Source organism: Bradyrhizobium liaoningense (assembly GCF_018130785.1).
Taxonomy (GTDB): Bacteria; Pseudomonadota; Alphaproteobacteria; order Rhizobiales; family Xanthobacteraceae; genus Bradyrhizobium; species Bradyrhizobium liaoningense_A.
In genome coordinates, this window is the sequence record NZ_JAFCJT010000034.1 from 53,714 (window position 1) to 72,883 (window position 19,170).

Consider the following 19,170-nt stretch of genomic DNA (forward strand, 5'->3'; position numbering starts at 1 on the left):
GGCCGCGCATTGCCGCTTGGACATTGCTGCCAATCTTGCGGCCGGAAACGAACAGCTCGTTGCCCTGTGCCGTGCCTCACACACCGGCCGCGTTCATGCGGCCTCGCGCGATCCGACGCGCCGTTCAGGCCTCGTCGCGGTCATCGACTGCTCCTCGGCGTCCTGCGGCGCGCCCCAGAACTCCCGCACCGTTGGCCCCCATTTCAACCGACGCGCCCGCAGGAATTCCAGGATCTCGTGCGGCCAGACCCTGCGGCCCATCTGCGTGTACCAGCGCATGGCATGACGCAATCCCGCGTCACGCTGAAACAGCACCCGCCAGATCGCCTTGGGACGACACTGCAACACCATTTCCGTGAACTTGAACCAGACCAACACCCGCCACGGCGCCATGTAACGTGTGGCGAGCACCTGATGCTTGTAGTCCCAGCGGCGACGGTCGGGCTGGATCACGCGGCGGTCGGCGGCCAGCCGGAAGTACGGCGTCCAGCGATGCGGCGTGACGTAGAGCAGCTGAACCTGATCGGGATCGTAGGCAAGCAGCTGCTTCAGGCCATGCCAGTGATCGCGATCGGTCTCCTCCTCGAACCCGACCACCCAGGTCGCCATCGACAGGATGCCATGCTGCCGCAGCAGGCGAATGGCCTCGCGGTCGGTCGCGGCGGTCGCGCCCTTGCGGATCAGCTCCAGCGTCTTCTCGTCGGTGTTCTCAAGCCCGAGCAGGAAGCGCTGCCAGCCGGCCTTCTTGTAGAGATGCAGGATGTCGGCATCGCGCACGATATCGTCGGCGCGGGTCGAGCCGACCAGGATGAGGTCGACATTCTCGGCGATCAGCGCTTCGAGGAAGGCGCGCCACGCCTTCTTCGACACGGTCGGGTTTTCGTCGGCGAAGTTGATGACTTTCACGCCGTGCTCGCGGTGCAGGCGCGCTAGCTCCTTGGCGAAGCGAACGGGATCACGATGGCGCCAGCGTGTCCAGAAGCCGCGCTGGCCGCAATAATTGCACAGATGCGGGCAGCCGCGGGAGAACTGCACGACCACGGCACGCAGGCCGCCCCAATAGCTGTAGCGCGCGTGATCAATCAATTCCCATCCGACGCGGTAGGCATCGAGGTCCGCGATGACGGGCGCCGGCGGCGTCGCGCGGGGGCCGGTGGCATCGCGAAACGCGATGCCGGCGATGCCGCCGAGATCGTGGCCATATTCCAGCGCGCGCATCAGGCGGCGCGCGGTCTCCTCGCCTTCGCCGCGCACGATCGCGCTGACATAGGGTTCATCACGCAGGATGTCGCGCCAGTGATAGGTCGGAAAGACGCCGCCATAGACGACCAGTATGCGCGGCCTGGCCTTGACCAGGGCCTGCGCAATCTCCGCGATGACGGGATGTCCGGAGGTCGAGCCGGAATGGCCGAACAGCACGGCGTCCGGCGCGAAGCGGTTCGCCTGGCTGATGATTTCCGCGATCGGCATCGGGCCGAACTCGGCATCGATCAGCCGCACGGTATGACCGTCGTCGATCAGCGGACCGCCGATCGCGAGCAGGCCGAGTGGCGGCAGATGATCGTCGGGGATCCTGCTGCCGATCGAGGGATGAGGCACGTTGACGAGAAGAACACGCATGGACTTTCGCTCCCGCTTTGGTTGGCGTGATCGTCCGTCCCACTTCTATGAAGAAGCCCAATCCCCCGACTGAACCCGAAGACATCGCACGTGACTGCCGCGGAGACTCTTGCTCTGCTCCGCCTCGGCATCACGCGCGGGAAAGTGAAGGCACCTCCTCCGGCATGATGGCCTGGAGGCCGCCGAAGCGACGCTCACGGCCATGGAAGGAGGCTAGGGCCGCGGCGAGATCGCCCGAATCGAATTCAGGCCACATCCGCTCGGTGAAGTGCAGCTCGGCATAGGCGCCTTCCCAGAGCAGGAAGTCCGACAACCGCTTCTCGCCGGAGGTGCGGATGATGAGATCGACGTCGCGAAGGCCGGCCTCGCCGGTGACGAGCTGCGAGAAGGCTTCGCGGGTGAGGCTCGTCAGCGCCGCCGCCTTCGCTGCGGCGTTGAGGATGGCGTCGCGCGCGGAATAGTCGACCGCGATGCGCAGGTGCAGCGTGCTGCCCTGCGCGGTGGCGTCTTCCGCGCGCGCGATCGCATTGGCGATGCCGTCGGGCAGACGGTCGCGACGGCCGATCACGGTGAGACGCACGCCGTTCCTGGCGAGGCTCTGCACCTCGTTGGCGAGATAGAAGCGCAGCAATGTCATCAGCGCGGCGACTTCGGTTTTCGGCCTGCGCCAATTGTCGGTGGAGAAGGCGTAGAGTGTCAGCGTCCCGATACCCTGCTTGGGCGCGGCCTCGACGATGCGCCGGATGGCCTCGACCCCGGCCTCGTGGCCGCGCACGCGCGACAGGCCGCGGCGCGTCGCCCACCGCCCGTTGCCGTCCATGATGATGCCGACGTGAAGCTTCTCGTTGCGAGAGGTCATGTCACTTTGCATTGCAAAGTCTCCAGTCAAAAAAGGGGGATCAGGTCGAGACGATACCGAGACGGCCAAGCGGCGGCGCCTCGCGGCCAGCGGCCTTGGCAGCGTCGCGCACCAGCCGCTCGAGCACGGCGAGATAGTCGAGGAAGCGGCGGCGGCCGGCCCTGGTCAAGCGGCAGGTGGTGTGCGGGCGGTTGCCCTCATAGCCTTTGGTCACCTCGACGAGGCCGGCCTCCTGCAGCACCGCGAGATGCCGGCTGAGATTGCCGTCGGTGAGGCCGCAGAGCTGCTTGAGGTCGGCGAACGCCAGGCCCTTCGGATGCGCCATCAGCGAGGTCAAAAGCCCGAGCCTCGCCTTCTCGTGGATGACGCGGTCGAGCCCTTCATAGGAAAAGGGTGCGCTGTCAGTCTTCGACATCATGGTCTCCGGACGCGAAATACAGAATGCCCGCCATCACCGACTGCCCGATCACGAAGGGCAGTCCCATGGTCCATGGCGACAGCGTGCGGGTTTGGCTCGCGAGCACCACGACCGCGAAGCCGGAAATAAAATACCAGGCGCCGGCGAGCGCGACGGTGCGCGGCAGCGAGCGGACGGAAGCAAAGATGCCGAGCGACACCAGGATCTGCCACAGGCCGGGCAACAGCCACAGCGTCTCGCTCGCGAACTTCCACATCACCACCGCGAGCAGCACGCCGGCGACACCCGCGGGCAGGAACTGCTCGACCGCCTGATGGATCATGGCGTCGGCCAGGCCCGAGTGATGGCGGCGCGAGCGCGCGCGCATCTCGATGCCGATCATCAGGCCGGAGAGCACCGCGGCCATTAACCAGCCGAAGAAGAAGGCGAGCGGTTCGCCTGTGGGATCGCCGAGCAGCCAGAATTGGAGGATTGCGGTGAGAAGCGCGACAGCACCCGTCGCAGCTATCGTCGCCGGACCATAGCCGCGGAACGCCGTGCCCGCCGCGATCTGGTTGCGGATCGCCACGATGTCGGCCAGTGCCTTGTCGAGATCGCGCATTGGCAACGCCAAAACCCCGCTCCGCCCCCATTGCCCGGGACTGCCCGGGCCGTCACTTTGTACTGCAAAGTATATCGCACCGCAAAGTAAAGGCAAGCCCGGACGTCGCCGCGAGGAGATCCGATTCGAACAAACAACTGTCGGTTGCGCCGCGCATCCTCCCGCGGATATGATGGGTCCAAAAGCGTTATGGGGGATGGTATGCGGCTTAAGTCGTTTGTCGTTGCGTCGCTTTTGCAGGTGAGTGTCGCCGGAGCAGCCCATGCGGCGGGGCCGTTCGGCTCCGTCAATGTCGGCAACTGGATCGGTGGCGCATTCACCAACGACGAGACCGGTGCGTTCTCCCATTGTGCCGCGACGACCCCTTACGCCAACGGCGTGATTCTCGTCGTCGGCCAGAATGCTGCGGGCTCATGGATATTGAGCTTTGCGAGCCCCAGCTACCGCTTCAAACAGGGCGAGAACGCCGCGATCGACGTCATCTTTGACGGACAGGAGCAGGCCAGGCTGTTTGCCACGGCCAATCAGCCGAACATGCTCTCATCCGTCATGCCCGCCAACGTCGTGCGAACGTTTCAGAAGGCAAGCCTGATGGTCGCGACGAGCGGCCGCACCGTCCTGAATTTCGACCTGACCTCGACCGGGCCCGTGATTGCGGCGCTGGCCAATTGCGTCACCAAGGTGAAAGCCGACGGGCTGAGCAAGGCTGGTGACTTCACAAAGGGCGCAGCAAGGCCCGCAGCCACGGCAGACAAGCAAGGCACGCCTCCCGCGGCCAAACCGGGGCGCACCGGAAGCTTCAGCGGCACCGGCTTCGTGGTCAGCCCCAACGGACACATCGTCACCAACAACCATGTGATCAATGGTTGCGTCGGCGACATCAAGGGCAACCTCACCGGTGAGGCCGCGGCGGTGCTGCGCGTCGTTTCGACCGACGCCACCAATGATCTCGCTTTGCTTCAGGCACCGTCGACGACGACATTCAAGGATTTTGCCCGTATCCGCGACCGCTCGTTCCGCTCGGGCGATTCCGTCGTCGCGATCGGCTTTCCCTACCACGGCTTGCTCACCTCGGACTTCACCGTGACGACCGGTATCGTGAGCTCGCTCAGCGGCATGCGCAACGACACGCGTTTCCTGCAAATCAGTGCCCCCGTGCAGCCCGGCAATAGCGGCGGCCCGCTATTCGACACCACCGGCCAGATCGTGGGCGTGGTCACCGCAAAGCTCCCCGGATTGCGTATCGCCGCTGCCACCGGCAACATTCCAGAGAACATCAACTTCGCCATCAAGACCGGGGCGCTGCGCGACTTCCTCGATAATTCCGTGGTGCCCTACCAGACTGCGGAACCGAAGGGCGAGCTCAAGACCACCGACATCGCCGGCAACGCGCGCGCCTACACGATGCTGATCTCGTGCATCGGGACGGAGCAGGCGGACGCGAAGCGGTAGCTGCGGTCCAGCCTGCGCTGTCATGCCCCGCGAAGGCGGGGCATCCAGTACGCCGCGGCTTCTAGATTCAACACGACCGTCTCGGAGTACTGGATCGCCCGGTCAAGCCGGGCGATGACACCTTTGATGAGGGATCCGGCGTGCCCGCTCCCTCACCCGTGGCAGCACGCCCCCTTCGCCTGCGGCTCGTACTGGTCACGCAGGCGGACCCAGTCCATCGGATAGGGCAGCCCGTCCTCGTGACGGCCGAGCGGGGTGAGATCGAGGTACTGATAGGCCGCGTTCATCATGTCGAGACCGCGGGCGAAGCATGAATAGGTATGGAAGGTCTCGCCGGGGTCGCTGCGGTAGAACACGCTGATACCGGGAAGCTCCGGGCCGTAGAACGGCGTGGTGCCGAAATTGTATTTCGGCACGCCCTTGTCGATCTGCTCGCGCGTGAACGAGACCTCGAAGTCATAGTTGAAATCGTTGCCGCCCGACGAGACCCAGTCGAAGGTCCAACCCATGCGCTGCTTGAAGGCCTCGAGCTTGGCGCTGGGTGCCAGCGAGATCGCGACCGTGCTGGTGCCGCGCGCGGCGAGATGCGGCACCATGCGATCAAGTCCGTCGGCCCAGAACGAGCAGCTCTTGCAGGCAGCATCCCAGTCAGGCGCGAACATCACATGCTGCACCACGAGCTGCGGGCGACCGCCAAAGAGGTCGCCGAGCGTCACCTTGCCGTTCGGTCCGTCGAACACATAGTTCTTATCGACCTTCACCCAGGGCAGTGCGCGGCGCTCCTCGGCGAGGCGCTCGCGCGCCTGGCTGAGCTCCTTCTCATGCGCGAGATGGGCCTTGCGGGCCGCGATCCATTGCTCGCGCGAGACGATCTGATGTTGCTGCATGGCGTCCTCCATGGTGTCAGGCGACGAAGGCGTCGAGCTTGTCGAGGAACGAGCTCCAGCCGCGCTGGTGATTGTCACGTGCGGTTTCGTTGAAGAACTGGGCGTGATGGAAGATCATCAGCGTGCCGGCGCCGTCGGGCTTCAGCGTGATCGTCACCAGCGATTCGCGCTCCGGCGTCGAATGCCAGGCCCAGGTGAAGACCAGCCGCTCGTTCGGCACGACCTCGCGATAGATGCCGCCGGCCTCGAAATATTCGCCGTCGTCGCGGATGAAGCTGATGCGATAACGGCCGCCATCGCGGACATCGAGCTCAGCTTCAAGCGTTGCCGGCTTCATGTTCGGCGGCCCGAACCATTGCGCTAGCTGCGCGGCCTGCGTCCAGGCGGCGTAGACTTTTTCCGGCCGCGCGCGGAGCCGGCGCGTGAGCGTGAGGCTTGGACGCTCGCTTGGACGTTCGGCTGTGCGGGGATCGGCGTTGACGGCTGCGTTGGCCATGTCTCTTCCTCCACGAAGGCGGCAAGGCGTTCGAACTTCTCGGACCAGAACTGCGCGTAGCGATTGAGCCAGTTCATCGCCTGCTCCATCGGCTGCGCGGTGAGCCGGCAGGAGACCGTGCGTCCGGTCTTCTCCCGCACGATCAGACCCGCATCCGTGAGCACGTCGAGATGCTTCATGATCGCCGGCAGCGAGACCGGAAACGGCGCGGCCAATTCGCTGACCGACAGGCCGTCCCGCTCGCCGAGCCGCGCGAGAAGGGCACGCCGCGTCGGATCGGACAGTGCCGCAAAGGTCCGGTCGAGCGTCTCGTCTCTATACTTAACCATATGGTTTAGTATAGACGTGAACGAAAAAGCGTCAAGCAGGAACCCGCGCGTCCGGATCTCCACGACTGCGTGATCACGCAGAGGTCGGTGTGAGGCACGACTAGTATGGCGGAACGTACCGACCACGTGACGGCTGAAGCGGAGGCCGTACGGCCATGTGGGCAGGATTTTGTGCGCAATAGCCCTTGCGGCCCGACGCACTCATCACGCACTGCTCGCGGGTCTGATAGGAACAGTCACCGGGATAGCCGTATTCCGAGTTCTGAATGCACCACGCGTAATCATAGTCCGCGCGCGCCGGGCTCCCGCCAGCGAGCCACACAAGGACTATGGTGCCCAGCACAAATTGCGCCTTGCGCATGACCGATCTCCCATGTTCGCCGCGCGACATGCGACCTCATAGAGGGAAAGGCTCGCGGAGCCGGTTTATTCCGGAACGATCGCGCAAAAATACGCGGCTGCGCAATGCGCGCGCGGCTAGTACGGTGCAACCTGCCGCGCGCGACGGTGCGGTCGAGGTTGCGGCTGCGGCGCCTGGCCATAGGCGACGCGCGGATTGGGCCCGCAGTACAAGAGTCGGCCGGACACGCTGGCCTGGCATTGCTCATAAGTGCTGTAGGCACATTCGCCGGGATAGTCATACTCGCCGCCCTGGGCGCACCAGGGATAGTCGCGGGCCGCCGCAGGCGTGATGGTGACGAAGCCGGCAAGGACCGTCGCGCCCAGCGTCATCAGCGCCAATTGCGTCTTGCGCATGATCCCAACTCCTCTCTTCACAGCGCGAGATACGCGCCATGTATCATCAGGTTTCGCCGCGCCGTTTTATTCCAGATCAACGGAACGAAGTACGCAAGAAAAAGCCCTGCCGAACGGCAGGGCTCCAATCGCAGGGATCACAAGATCGCTACTCGACCTTCAGGCCGGCGAACTCGACGACCTTCTTCCACTTCTCGGTCTCGGCCTTGATCTCCTCGCCGAACGCCTCGGGCGTCTGCACCCGCGGCTCGCCGCCGAGCTCGACCAGGCGCTTGGTCATGTCCGGCTCCTTCATGAGCGTATTGATCTCATTGTTGAGCTTGGCGATGATCTCCTTGGGCGTGTTCTTCGGCGCGCCCATGCCGAACAGCGCGCTCGCCTCGTAGCCCTTCACGGTGTCGGCGATCGGCTGCACGTCGGGCAGCTGCGACGAGCGCTCCGCGGTGGTGACGCCGATGGCGCGAAGCGAGCCGGAGCGGATGTGCTGGATGATCGAGGGCATGTTGTCGAAGATAACCTGCACCTGGCCGCCGAGCATGTCGGTGATCGCCGGCGCCGCGCCGCGATAGGGCACGTGCTGCATCTTGCAGCCGGTCATCGCCATGAACATCTCGCCGGACAGATGCACCGAGGTGCCGTTGCCGGACGAGGCCATGTTCACCTTGCCGGGATTGGCCTTCACATATTCGATGAACTCGGCGACGTTCTTGGCCGGAACGTCCTTGTTGACGGTCATCACGTTCGGCACCCGCTGGAACGAGGCGACCGGCGCGATGTCGCGCACGAAGTTGAATTTGAGGTTGGCGTAGAGCGACGCGTTGATGAAGTTGGCCGGATTGACCAGCTGCAGCGTGTAGCCGTCGGGCTCGGCATTGACGACCGATTCGGTGCCGATATTGTTGCCGGCACCCGGCTTGTTCTCGATCACGAATTGCTGGCCGAGCCGTTCCGACAGCCGCTGACCGATCAGCCGCGCCAGGATGTCGGTGGCTCCGCCCGGCGGATAGCCGACCACCCATTTCACGGGCCGGGCCGGATAGTCGGCGGCAAGGGCCTTCGACAGCGGGGTGGCTGCAAGCGGACTGGCTGCGAGCAGGCCCAGCGCGGTACGGCGAGTGATCATCTCAAGGGTTCTCCCAACGTGTTGTTCTTGAAAGCCAGATGGCTTCAAAGTGGCGTCGACGCGGTTGTAACAAAGCTTGCCGCAGGCGGAAAGTGCGCCCGGCGCATCACGACGAAAGGATAAGGCATGCCGGTCAAGGTCGAAGCCCTCGATCATCTCGTCATCAACGTCGCCGACGTCGCAGTGACCTCCGAGTGGTACCGCAAGATTCTCGGCATGGAAGTCAAGGTGTTCGACCCCGGCGGCGGCAAAGCGCCGCGGACTTCGTTGCAATTCGGTAACCAGAAGATCAACGTCCGGCCACGCGATGCCGACAAGGTGGAGTGGTTCACGGCGGACCATCAGACCGCCGGCAGCGAGGACCTGTGTTTCCTCACCTCTGCCGGGCCCGACGAGGTGGTGGCGCATTTGAAGGCACATGGCGTCGCGATCGAGGAAGGCCCGGTTCCCAAGCAGGGCGCCCGCGGCACGCTGCGCTCGGTCTATTGCCGGGATCCGGATGGCAGCCTGATCGAGATTTCGTCGTACGAGGACGGTGGTCGATAGCGCCAAGCTGCCGGCCCAAGCGCCGTCATCGCGAGGAGCCCTTGCGACGAAGCAATCCAGACTGCCCCCGCGGAGGCCAGTCTGGATTGCTTCGCTGCGCTCGCAATGACGATGGAGAGAGCGGACGCCACGCCCCCCAATTTGCGCCCCGCGCCATCCGATGGCAGGAAGACGCAATCATGAAAATGCAGCCGCCATCAAGATGCGGGCTGCACGGGAGGATTCATGCCACTTCAACACACCGCAGCCGGACTCGTAGGGCCGTTCGACGGGCTCGACGTGCCCTGGCTGCTGAAGATGCGCGCAGAAGCGCGCCGCGATCATGCGTTCCTGATCTGGGCGCCGTTCGACGCGCCGGCGCGGCGCTGGAGCTACGGCGAGTTTCACGAGCGCGTCGGCGCGCTCGCGGCCGGGCTCGCCAAGCGCGGCGTGAAGCCGGGCGAATATGTTCTCATTCATCTCGACAATTGCATCGAGGCGCTGCTGGCCTGGTTTGCCAGCGTCGAACTCGGCGCCATCGCGGTGACCACCAACACCCGTTCGGCGCCGGCGGAGATCGAATATTTCGCCGATCATTGCGGCGCGGTCGCCGCGATCACGCAGCCGGCCTATGCCGAGATCGTCGCGCAAAACTGCCGCAACATCCGCTGGCTGGCGGTGACCTCGCACGATGCCGGCGCGGCGCCCGCGCAAGCGGTCTCACGCGGCGACAGTTTCGATTCACTGTTCGCCGACAGCGCCGACCGTCCCAGGCGCGCGACCGATCCGCTCGCGCCGTGCAGCGTGCAGTACACATCAGGCACGACCTCGCGTCCGAAGGCGGTGCTGTGGACCCATGCCAATGCGCTATGGGGCGCCAAGATCAACGCCGCGCATGAGGACCTTCACGCGAGCGACGTGCACCAGACCTATCTGCCGCTGTTCCACACCAATGCGCTGGCCTACTCGATGCTGGCAACGTTATGGGTCGGCGCGACCTGCGTGATCCAGCCGCGGTTCTCCGCGAGCCGCTTCTGGCGCGTCGCGCGCGAGCACGGTTCGACCTGGACCTCGACCATTCCGTTCTGCATGAAGGCCCTGCTGGAGCAGGAAATCCCGCGGGATCACAAATTCCGCCTGTGGGGCACCGCCATCAACGAGCCGCCGGCCTTTGCCGCCTTCGGCGTCAAGATCATCGGCTGGTGGGGCATGACCGAGACCATCACTCACGGCATCGTCGGCGAGATCGCGCAGCCCAATATCCCGATGTCGATCGGCCGCGCCGCTCCCGAATATCAGATCCGCATCACCGACGATGACGGACGGCCGACCGAGGTCGGCGGCACCGGCAATCTCTCGATCAAGGGCATCGTCGGCCTGTCGCTGTTCGCCGAATATCTGCACAATGAGAAGGCGACGCGCGAAAGCTTCGACGAGCACGGCTTCTTTCTCACCGGCGACCGCGTCGAGCGGCTAACGAACGGCTTCATCAGGTTTGGCGACCGCGCCAAGGACATGCTGAAGGTCGGCGGCGAGAACGTCGCGGCCTCCGAGATCGAGCAGGTGATCGCGGTCGTCCCCGGCGTGCGCGAGGCCGCAGTGGTGGCGAAGAAGCATCCGATGCTGGACGAGGTGCCGGTCGTGTTCATCATCCCGCACGGCGGCGTCGCGGGCGCTGCGCCCGATCTGCATGATCGCGTGATGGCGGCCTGCTCCGCGGGACTCGCCGACTTCAAGGTGCCGCGCGAGATCCGCCTCGTCGACGACATGCCGCGCTCGACGCTGGAGAAGGTGGCGAAGGCGGAGTTGAGGAGGATGGCGGGGTGAGACTCGGCCATACGGCACGCTGCCGTAGGGTGGGCAAAGCGGAGCGTGCCCACCATGCGGGTCGCAATTGAGGAAGCATGGCGGGCACGGCGCGCGAGGGCCGCGCCTTTGCCCACCCTACGGCACCGAGCCGATCAAAACGAGCCCAGCGCCACCGGCCGGAACGCCTGCAACAACTGCTGGTCCAGCTTGCCGCCCATGCCTTCCATCATCGCGAACGCGCGGGAGTGGGTGAAGGGCATGCGGTAGGCGCGCTTCTCCACGAGCGCAGCGTAGATGTCGACGATCGTCGTGACCCGCACGATGTCGCTGATCTGGTTCGACGACAGGCCATTCGGATAGCCGCTGCCGTCGAGGAATTCGTGGTGATGCAGCACGACGTCGAGCATCTCCGGCGGGAAGCCGCCTTGCTCCGCGAGCGCGTCATAGCCGCGGCGCGGATGCTGGCGCACCTCGGCCATCTCCTCGTCGGTGAGCTTGCCGGGCTTGTCGAGCAGCATGGAGGGAACGAAGGCCTTGCCGACGTCATGCAACAGCGCGGCGCGGGTCAACCGGCGCTGGTCATCCTCACGCATGCCGAGATGCTGCGCGAAGGCGACGGCGAAGCCGGTGACGAACAGGCAGTGCCGATAGCTGCCGACATGATGGCAGCCGACGGTCGTGAGCCATTCGCGCAGCGAGGAATGCTTGATCGCCTTCAGGATCTTGCTCTCGGCGGCGATGACGTCGTCGAAGGTCAGGGGCACGCCGAGTGGCAGCTTCTCGAACATCTTTGCCAGCACCGCATGCGCTGCCTCGACGCCGCGGTTGAGTGTCTTGCCGCGGTCGGTAGCGTCATAGGTGGCGGTGTCGGGGAACGCGGCGCGGATGCGTTGCAGGATGTCCTCGGGCCGGAGCGGCCGCGAGATCGTGTCGGTGGCGCCCAGCGCCCACGCCTGCATGGTGCCGTGATGCAGGGCATCGGCGAGCACGAACAGCCGCGGCATCGTGCGATAGGCGTCGCCGCGCAGCTTGTTGCGGACCCGCTGCACGCTCTCGGGCGAGCGCAGATTGATGTCGACCACGAGACCGGACAGATCGCGCGACGGCTGCTCGGGAATGTCCTGCGTCGTCACCGTCGAGACGTCGCCCACGGCCTTCAGGATGCTGGCAAGCTCGGTGCTCTCGTCGCTCCGGTCGGAGGCGAGCAGAAGCCGGCGTTTGGCGGCGGATTTGGCTGGCGCGTTCATGGCTTCCCCAGAGCACGGGAGTGTATTTGGCGTCAGCCTAAGCCGGATCAGGTTCTCCGGCCCTTAAGAGGCGTGCTCAATGGAACCCTGCGGAATTGCGCGCAATTTTAGGGAATCGGCGTCCCTGCCCTACTTCCAGTCAAAACGGCGAAAACAACCCCATGCACAGTAGAAGGGGCATTGATGACAAAGGGGAATTTTGTGCGCTCTCGCACCAAACCCCGCCGTCATCGCCCGGCTTGACCGGGCGATCCAGTATGCCGAAGCGGCGCGGCTGGAGCCGGGACGCTGCGGCGTACTGGATGCCCCGCCTTCGCGGGGCATGACAGCGAGATTGTGGAGGCGCTCCCAAAGACAAATCCGCCGGAGGCTGCCCTCCGGCGGATCGTCTCGAGCCGCAGTTGCAGCCAGCCTTACGCCTTCATCGCCCCCTTCACGGCTTCGGCCGTGATCGGCAGGGCCCGGATGCGGGCGCCTGAGGCGTTGAAGATGGCGTTGCCGATTGCCGGGGCGACCACCGTCACGGCGGGCTCGCCGACGCCGGTGGCCTTTTCGCCATTGGCGATCACGGCGACCGCGACCTCGGGCATCTGGCTCATGCGCAAGGGCGTGTAGCTGTCGAAATTGGTCTGTTCGATGCCACCGTCCTTCAGCGTCGCCTTCTCGTACATCGCCAGCGACAGGCCCCACAGCGCCGCACCCTCGACCTGGGCCCGGATGTTGTCGGGATGCACCTGCGTGCCGACGTCGGTTGCCACCGTGAGCTTCTTCACGGTCACCTCGCCCGACGGCGCCACCGCGACATGGGCGACGCACGCCGTCCAGCTCGCGGTCGCGCGCTCCTGCGACGAGACGCAGGCGACGCCCATGCCCTCGCCTTTCGGCAGTTGCTTGGTGCCGTAGCCGGACAACCCCATCGCGGCGAGCAGCGTGTTGCGCAGCCGCTGCGCGCCGCCGTCGTTCTTGCCCTTGCCGTCGAGCAGCGCGATACGGAACTGCGCGGGGTCCTTGCCGGTCGCAGCCGCGATCTCATCGATCATGCTTTCGACCGCCCAGAAGGTCCAGCCGGGCGCCACCGAGCGAAGCTGCCCGGACGGCGTCGCATTGTGCGCGAGCTCGTTCTTGATCGCGCGCACATAATGGTTGGGCACGGTGTAGAAGAAGTCGGCCCCGTTCACCGTGAAGGAATCGAGCGGACCCTTCTTGTCAACCGAGGGCGTGAGGAAATCCGGGATGCCCCAGCGCGCGGTCGGCCAGGCCGAGACGACGTCGTGGCTGAGCGCGACGAGCTTGCCGTCAACATCCACGCCGGCCTTGACCTTTTGATAGGTGAGCGGACGCGAGAAATCCATCGTCATGTCGTTCTCGCGCGTGTAGATCACCTTCACCGGCTTGCCGATGGCCTTCGCCGCCTGCACCGCAGGCACCATCATGTCAGCATCGAGCCTGCGGCCAAAACCGCCGCCGAGCCACATCTGGTGCATCACCACGAACTTCGGATCGATCCCGGCCGCGCCCGCCGCAATCGCGCCGGAGCGCGTCGCGAACTGGTTGCCGGAATAGATGTGCAGGATGTCACCCTTGAACTCCGCGGTGGCGTTCATCGGCTCCATCGGCGCGTGGATGTTGATGCTGGTGGTGTACTCCGCCTCCAGCACTTTCGCCGCCGAGCCGAACGCCGCGACGGGATCGCCGTCCTTGACGAAGAACTGGCCGGAATCGTCGAGCTTCTGAAGCCGCTTGGCTTCATCGAGCAGCGACTCGCTCGACACCTTCGCGTTCGGACCGCCGTCATAGGCGATCTTCAGCACCGCTGCCGCCTTCTTGGCGTTGGCGTAGGTGCTGGCGACCGCGACGACCCACCCGGAGGTCGTTCCGGTCTTGTCGTCGAGGGTGACCGCCTTGATGAAGCCAGGCACCTTCTTCGCACCGGTGTCGTCGACCGACTTCACCGTGGCGCCGAAGCGCACCGGCGGCGTCACCACCGCGCCATAGGCCATGCCCGGCAGCATCACGTCGATGCCGTACTTGGCCGTGCCGTTGGTCTTGGAGGGGATGTCGAGTTGCGGCACCGACACGCCGATCATGGTGTACTGATCCGGCGTCTTCAGCTTGATCGCCTTCAGCTCGTCCGGCGTGAAGGTTTTGGTCGCCTTGCCGCTCTTCACGACATCGGCGAACGACATCTGCTTCTTCGACTTCGGATGCGCGATCACGGAATCGCGCACCACGAGCTCTGACGCCGGCACGCCCATCGCGGCGGCCGCGCCTTCCGTCAACGCCATGCGACCCGCTGCGCCGGCGCGGCTCATGGCGTCGAAGTTCATCATGGTCGACCAGCTGCCGCCGGTGATCTGCGCCCCGAGCACGGGGTCGTTGAACTTCGGATCGTTGGAGGCGAGCGCGACGCGCATGTCGCTCCACTTCGCCCCCAATTCCTCGCAGACGATCTGCGCCATGGTGGACGCGATGTGCTGGCCCATGTCGGCCTTGCCGCAGGTCACGGTGACGAGGCCATCGGGCGCGATCGCATACCAGACGCTCGGCTCGAAGCTCGAAGGCGCGGCGAGCGCCTCACCGATGCCGGGCACGCCGGCATAGCCGAGCACGAGGCCGGTCGCGGCGGTGCCGACCAGGAAGGAGCGGCGGCTGAGATCGGTCGTCTCGGGTGTGATGGTCTTGATGTGCCGATTCATGTGGGCCTCCGCTCGTTGCCGGCGGCGGATGCGGTGCGCATCTCGGTGGCGGCGCGCATGATCGCCTTCTGGATCCGCGAATAGGTCATGCAGCGGCAGAGATTGCCGTCCATATGCGCCACGACCTCCTCCTTGGTCGGGTTGGCATTCTTCGCCAGCAGCGACGCCGCCTGCATGATCTGCCCGGACTGGCAGTAGCCGCATTGCGGCACCTGCTCGGCGATCCATGCCTTCTGGAGCGGATGATCCCCCTTGGGGGCCAAGCCTTCGATGGTAGTGATCTTCTTGCCGGCGACGTCACTGAGCATGGTCTGGCACGAGCGCACGGCTTCGCCGTTGACATGCACGGTGCAGGCGCCGCACAGCCCGGCACCGCAGCCGAACTTGGTGCCGGTCATCTGCAATTGCTCGCGGATCACCCAGAGGAGCGGCGTGTCGTTCGCCGCATCCACGGACAGACTCCGCCCGTTGATGGTGAGAGTTGGCATAGGCGTCTTCCCCTGCCGGTGCATGAAGCCGCTTACGGCGGCAACTTGAACAGTGGACGCCCACCGGGCTGGCGCCCACCTTGAGCGCGAGAATGATCGCGTTCCGGCGCTGAGGCAAATGCAATTTGGAATCGATCGAAACTATCTCGGCAGCTCAGTGTTGTGCGATGCAAGAACGGCACCCGACGCAGCGACTGGACGCAACAGTGAGCACGTCGCACATGCGTGCCATCGCGTTCAGGCAGTTTCTTCCAGGTAACCCGTCGCGCTAGGATCGACGCGAAAACAACAATCAACATAGAGGCGGGAGACATGCCAAAGATCGATCGGGACGGCGTCGGGATCTATTACGAAGTTCACGGTGACGGTCCGCCGTTGCTGCTGACCCACGGCTACTCCTCGACCTCGGCGATGTGGCATGGCCAGATCGATGCGCTCGCGAAGGACCACAAGCTCGTCCTGTGGGACATGCGCGGCCACGGCCAGTCCGATTACCCTGACGATCCCCATGCCTATAGCGAAGCGCTCACCGTTGGCGACATGGCCGCGATCCTCGATGCCGTTGGCGCCGAGCGCGCGATCATCGGCGGGCTCTCGCTCGGCGGCTACATGTCGCTCGCGTTCTATCGCGCTTGCCCGCAACGCGCCCGTGCCCTGCTGATCATCGACACCGGCCCCGGCTTCAAGAAGGACGACGCGCGCGAGGCCTGGAATGCACGGGCGCTTGCGACCTCCGACAAGCTCGATCGCGAAGGTCTCGACATGCTGAAGTCGGCGACACGCGAGCGCGCCACCGCGAGCCATCGCAACGCCAGGGGATTGGCGCTTGCCGCACGCGGCATGCTGACCCAGCGCGATGCGCGCGTGATCGAGCTGCTGCCTGATATCAAGGTGCCGTCGCTGATCGTGGTCGGCGCCGACGACACGCCGTTCCTCGCGGCGTCCGACTACATGGCCGCAAAGATCCCCGGCGCACAAAAGGTCGTGATCCCCGCCGCCGGTCACGCCGTCAACATCGATCAGCCCAAGGCTTTTGTTGACGCGGTGGTGCCTTTCCTGAAGAACTTGCCGGGATAGGGCGATTGGACGAGGACGCAAGGCCATGAAGCAAGCGATACTGGCTGCGAGCGCGGTGCTGCTATCGATGTCTGCGCAGGCCGAGCCGTTCGGCGGCACGCCGCCGCGCCAGCCCTTCGTTACGACCCTGTCGAACAACACGCCGCTCGCCTTCGGCATGGACGCCGAGCAGACCGCGCGAGCGCTGGGGCAGCCGCTGCAATATGTGCGCGGACGTCCCGGCAACGAGATCTATCTCGCTTTGCGCAACCTCGGCGGCAGCGGATTGATCCCCTACCGCCATCGCCTGTTCCTGCAATTCCGTCACGGACGGCTGGCGGGATGGAAGGAGGACTACGGCGAGAACTGGATGTGGGAGTGAGTGCGGCCGACCCTTCATGACTCCGAGAAATGGCATCCACGCGGTCGTGCGTTGAAGTTGCCACATCGTCATGGCCGGGCTTTGGAGCGAGCAGATTCTCAATCAACGACCAACCAAGAAGGACAACCCGCGTGGGACAAGACATCAAGCTGACGGCTTCCGACAATTTCCAGCTCGGCGCCTATCGCGCCGATCCCTCAGGCACGCCGAAGGGCGCGGTGGTGGTGATCCAGGAGATTTTTGGGGTCAATCACCACATCCGCTCGGTCTGCGATCGCATCGCCAAGGAAGGCTATGTCGCGATCGCGCCGTCGATCTTCGACCGGACGTCACCGAACTTCCAGTCGGGCTACACGCCAGATGAGATCGCCGAAGCGCGCAAGTTCGTCGCCAGTCCCGACTGGGACGCGATGCTGCGCGACACGCAGGCCGCGATCGATGCGGTGAAGAGCGTCGGGCCGGTCGGCATCATCGGATTTTGCCTGGGCGGCAGCATCGCTTTTGTCGCGGCGACACGGCTATCGGGCCTGAAGGCCGCGATCGGCTATTACGGCGGCGCCGTGGTGCGCTTCGCCGACGAGAAGCCGAAGGTGCCGACGCAACTGCATTTCGGCGAGAAGGATGCCGGCATCCCCCTGACCGACGTCGAGACCGTCAAGGCGAAACGGCCGGACGTCGAGGTGTTCGTCTATCCCGGCGCGCAGCACGGCTTCCATTGCGACGAGCGGCCGAGCTACGACAAGGCGAGCTCGGATATCGCCTGGCCCCGTAGCCTGGCGTTTTTCGCGAAGCATCTGAAGTAAGGCGCACATCTCTCTTCCGTCATTCCGGGATGCGCCGCGAAGCGGTGCAGGCCCGGAATCCATCGGGCGTCAGAGTTGGTGGCCCGATGGATTCTCTGGTGCGCAATTGCGTACCATAGCTCGCGACTTTGTCGCGCCCCGGAATGACGGAGAGAGCGGGAATCGGGTGGGCGCGGCATGGCGCGCGGCGATAGAGCTGGCCGATCAAGCCAGCTCACGCCGGGAGATCGCCATGCAGCAAGCCATCACGCACCTCGTCATTCGCAATCCGTTCGGAACCATGGACGTCCCGGGCCCGGACGATTCTGAAGTCATGGACTTCGCGGCGACCGCCACGCTCGCCGGCGATGCAGACGACGTCAACGCTGCGCATTGGGCGGCCATCGCGGCGCCCTCGGATCCGCTCGAGGGCACCTGGGCAAGCCGCTGGAACGGCGGCGCCGATCCGACCATTGCGGGCGATACGCCGGACAGATGGAAAGACGGGCGCGCCGAAGTCCGCATCGCGGGGAGCCGGATCTATCTGCGTTTCGACTGGGACCATGGCCGCCGGCACGGCCTGATCGATGCTGCGCGCGAGGGCGCGCGCCTGGTCGGAAAGTACGTCAACCTGACCACGCCTGCGATCACGCGGCCATGGGTCGGGCTCGTGGTCGATGGCACGCGCATCGACGGATGCTTTCCGAACGGACGGCTGGATTTCAGGCGGTGAGCTAGAACCAGCGCTCGCCGACGAACACGGTGTCGCCGGGGCTCAAGGGCGTGCCGAGCGGAACGATGGCGCGCATCGCGCCGCCGGCTTCGGTGTGCGTGACGGTGACCACGTCGCGCTTGGCGCGCGGCGAGAAGCCGCCGGCGATCGCGACCGCGCTTTCGACCGTCATGTTCGGCACATAAGGATACTGGCCGGGTGCGGTGACTTCACCAAGGATGAAGAACGGGCGATAGGCTTCGATCTCGACCGCGACCGAGGGCTCACGGATGTAACCGTTGCGCAGGCGCGCGGCGATTTCACCGGCGAGACCCGCCGGGGTGCGGCCGCGGGCCGGCACTCCACCGATCAGCGGCATGGTGATCGAACCGCCGGCATCGATGGCGTAGCTGTTGGTGAGACCTTCCTGGCCGTAGACCACGACGCGCAACCTGTCGCCGGCATCGAGATGATAGGAGGAGTCGTAGCGCACCGGCGCCGCCGTCGGCGCGGCGTAGCCGACCGGCATGGGTGCGGGCGACGAGGCAAAGGAGTTGCGCAGCGCGCCGATGGCGCCACCACCGTCGGCGACGACAACCGGCGGCGGTGCGCCATAGGGCTGGCCATAGGCCATGGAGTCGAGATCGGCACGGGGCTGCATGACCGCGACGGGACCGGCGGTCTGCATGCAGCCGCCAAGGGCAAGCGCGGCGGACGCTGCCAAGGAGGCTGTCGAGATCGACCATCGAAACGCGCGTGCAACCGGCACCGGACCTATCCCTCGAAACGAGACGGCTCCAGTGATGCACCGGTTATGGTTAACAAAGCGTTGAGCAGCTTCAACCCTCCCCTCCAGGGCAGGGGAATCGCATGTGATCTTTTCGTAAGGCATTGCGATTTTGGCAGAAATCGATTCTGACGGTGGCTCCTGA

20 protein-coding genes and 1 pseudogene are annotated in these 19,170 nt (G+C 65.1%); 7 read left to right on the forward strand and 14 right to left on the reverse strand.

Going from position 1 to position 19,170, the window contains the following annotated elements:
* Positions 1–93: 93 nt before the first annotated feature.
* From bchE to JQ627_RS36070, 4 genes are all read right to left on the reverse strand, one after another.
* On the reverse strand, positions 94–1,620 hold the full coding sequence (bchE, locus tag JQ627_RS36055) for a magnesium-protoporphyrin IX monomethyl ester anaerobic oxidative cyclase (RefSeq protein WP_212489091.1): 1,527 nt from the start codon (positions 1,618–1,620) through the stop codon (positions 94–96).
* A gap of 130 nt (positions 1,621–1,750) precedes the next feature.
* Positions 1,751–2,491 (reverse strand): di-trans,poly-cis-decaprenylcistransferase, encoded by a 741-nt coding sequence (locus JQ627_RS36060; protein WP_212489092.1) that lies wholly within the window; start codon positions 2,489–2,491, stop codon positions 1,751–1,753.
* 28 nt (positions 2,492–2,519) lie between these two features.
* Positions 2,520–2,894, reverse strand: coding sequence for a transcriptional regulator (locus JQ627_RS36065; protein ID WP_177234870.1), 375 nt, complete (start codon positions 2,892–2,894; stop codon positions 2,520–2,522).
* The gene (locus JQ627_RS36070) at positions 2,881–3,498 is read right to left on the reverse strand and encodes a hypothetical protein (RefSeq protein WP_212489093.1); all 618 of its coding nucleotides are present in this window, start codon (positions 3,496–3,498) and stop codon (positions 2,881–2,883) included. Before JQ627_RS36070 ends, JQ627_RS36065 begins: the two co-directional genes overlap by 14 nt.
* A 201-nt stretch (positions 3,499–3,699) precedes the next feature.
* Here JQ627_RS36070 and JQ627_RS36075 point away from each other — a divergent pair, with 201 nt between their 5' ends.
* A complete protein-coding gene (locus JQ627_RS36075) occupies positions 3,700–4,950 on the forward strand; it encodes a S1C family serine protease (protein ID WP_212489094.1) in 1,251 nt (416 codons plus the stop codon).
* Between the two features lie 152 nt (positions 4,951–5,102).
* Here JQ627_RS36075 and JQ627_RS36080 read toward each other — a convergent pair whose 3' ends face one another.
* The 6 genes and pseudogenes from JQ627_RS36080 to JQ627_RS36105 all read right to left on the reverse strand — a co-directional run bounded on the left by JQ627_RS36080 (position 5,103) and on the right by JQ627_RS36105 (position 8,541).
* Complete coding sequence (locus tag JQ627_RS36080; RefSeq protein WP_212489095.1) at positions 5,103–5,837, reverse strand: thioredoxin family protein; 735 nt, start codon at positions 5,835–5,837, stop codon at positions 5,103–5,105.
* 16 nt (positions 5,838–5,853) lie between these two features.
* A pseudogene (locus JQ627_RS36085) lies at positions 5,854–6,186 on the reverse strand (SRPBCC domain-containing protein); the annotation flags it as partial.
* 11 nt (positions 6,187–6,197) lie between these two features.
* Positions 6,198–6,662 carry a helix-turn-helix transcriptional regulator gene (locus JQ627_RS36090; RefSeq protein ID WP_249143675.1) on the reverse strand — a complete coding sequence of 155 codons (465 nt, stop codon included), beginning with the start codon at positions 6,660–6,662 and terminating at the stop codon, positions 6,198–6,200.
* A gap of 100 nt (positions 6,663–6,762) precedes the next feature.
* Positions 6,763–7,053 (reverse strand): DUF3551 domain-containing protein, encoded by a 291-nt coding sequence (locus tag JQ627_RS36095; protein ID WP_312015850.1) that lies wholly within the window; start codon positions 7,051–7,053, stop codon positions 6,763–6,765.
* An 86-nt stretch (positions 7,054–7,139) separates the two neighbouring features.
* Positions 7,140–7,418: a DUF3551 domain-containing protein gene (locus JQ627_RS36100; RefSeq protein ID WP_212489099.1), complete on the reverse strand. Its 279-nt coding sequence runs from the start codon at positions 7,416–7,418 to the stop codon at positions 7,140–7,142.
* 148 nt (positions 7,419–7,566) lie between these two features.
* Positions 7,567–8,541, reverse strand: coding sequence for a tripartite tricarboxylate transporter substrate binding protein (locus JQ627_RS36105; protein ID WP_212489100.1), 975 nt, complete (start codon positions 8,539–8,541; stop codon positions 7,567–7,569).
* A gap of 126 nt (positions 8,542–8,667) precedes the next feature.
* Between JQ627_RS36105 and JQ627_RS36110 the strand changes: the two genes are divergently transcribed.
* Complete coding sequence (locus tag JQ627_RS36110; RefSeq protein WP_212489101.1) at positions 8,668–9,087, forward strand: VOC family protein; 420 nt, start codon at positions 8,668–8,670, stop codon at positions 9,085–9,087.
* A gap of 225 nt (positions 9,088–9,312) precedes the next feature.
* Positions 9,313–10,893, forward strand: a complete 1,581-nt coding sequence (locus JQ627_RS36115; protein WP_212489102.1) for an AMP-binding protein — start codon at positions 9,313–9,315, stop codon at positions 10,891–10,893.
* 134 nt (positions 10,894–11,027) lie between these two features.
* Here JQ627_RS36115 and JQ627_RS36120 read toward each other — a convergent pair whose 3' ends face one another.
* The 3 genes from JQ627_RS36120 to JQ627_RS36130 all read right to left on the reverse strand — a co-directional run bounded on the left by JQ627_RS36120 (position 11,028) and on the right by JQ627_RS36130 (position 15,306).
* A complete protein-coding gene (locus JQ627_RS36120) occupies positions 11,028–12,122 on the reverse strand; it encodes an HD-GYP domain-containing protein (protein ID WP_212489103.1) in 1,095 nt (364 codons plus the stop codon).
* A 413-nt stretch (positions 12,123–12,535) separates the two neighbouring features.
* Positions 12,536–14,818 carry a xanthine dehydrogenase family protein molybdopterin-binding subunit gene (locus JQ627_RS36125; protein ID WP_212489104.1) on the reverse strand — a complete coding sequence of 761 codons (2,283 nt, stop codon included), beginning with the start codon at positions 14,816–14,818 and terminating at the stop codon, positions 12,536–12,538.
* On the reverse strand, positions 14,815–15,306 hold the full coding sequence (locus JQ627_RS36130) for a (2Fe-2S)-binding protein (protein ID WP_212489105.1): 492 nt from the start codon (positions 15,304–15,306) through the stop codon (positions 14,815–14,817). The genes JQ627_RS36125 and JQ627_RS36130 overlap by 4 nt, the downstream gene beginning before the upstream one ends.
* A gap of 312 nt (positions 15,307–15,618) precedes the next feature.
* Here JQ627_RS36130 and JQ627_RS36135 point away from each other — a divergent pair, with 312 nt between their 5' ends.
* From JQ627_RS36135 to JQ627_RS36150, 4 genes are all read left to right on the forward strand, one after another.
* On the forward strand, positions 15,619–16,383 hold the full coding sequence (locus JQ627_RS36135) for an alpha/beta fold hydrolase (protein ID WP_212489106.1): 765 nt from the start codon (positions 15,619–15,621) through the stop codon (positions 16,381–16,383).
* A 25-nt stretch (positions 16,384–16,408) separates the two neighbouring features.
* A complete protein-coding gene (locus JQ627_RS36140; RefSeq protein WP_212489107.1) occupies positions 16,409–16,744 on the forward strand; it encodes a hypothetical protein in 336 nt (111 codons plus the stop codon).
* A 131-nt stretch (positions 16,745–16,875) separates the two neighbouring features.
* The gene (locus JQ627_RS36145; RefSeq protein ID WP_212489108.1) at positions 16,876–17,547 is read left to right on the forward strand and encodes a dienelactone hydrolase family protein; all 672 of its coding nucleotides are present in this window, start codon (positions 16,876–16,878) and stop codon (positions 17,545–17,547) included.
* A gap of 232 nt (positions 17,548–17,779) precedes the next feature.
* Positions 17,780–18,259 (forward strand): hypothetical protein, encoded by a 480-nt coding sequence (locus JQ627_RS36150; protein WP_212489109.1) that lies wholly within the window; start codon positions 17,780–17,782, stop codon positions 18,257–18,259.
* A gap of 1 nt (position 18,260) precedes the next feature.
* On the opposite strand, the gene JQ627_RS36155 is transcribed toward JQ627_RS36150, so the two are convergent.
* Positions 18,261–19,007, reverse strand: coding sequence for a polysaccharide biosynthesis/export family protein (locus JQ627_RS36155; RefSeq protein ID WP_212489110.1), 747 nt, complete (start codon positions 19,005–19,007; stop codon positions 18,261–18,263).
* Positions 19,008–19,170 lie beyond the last annotated feature (163 nt).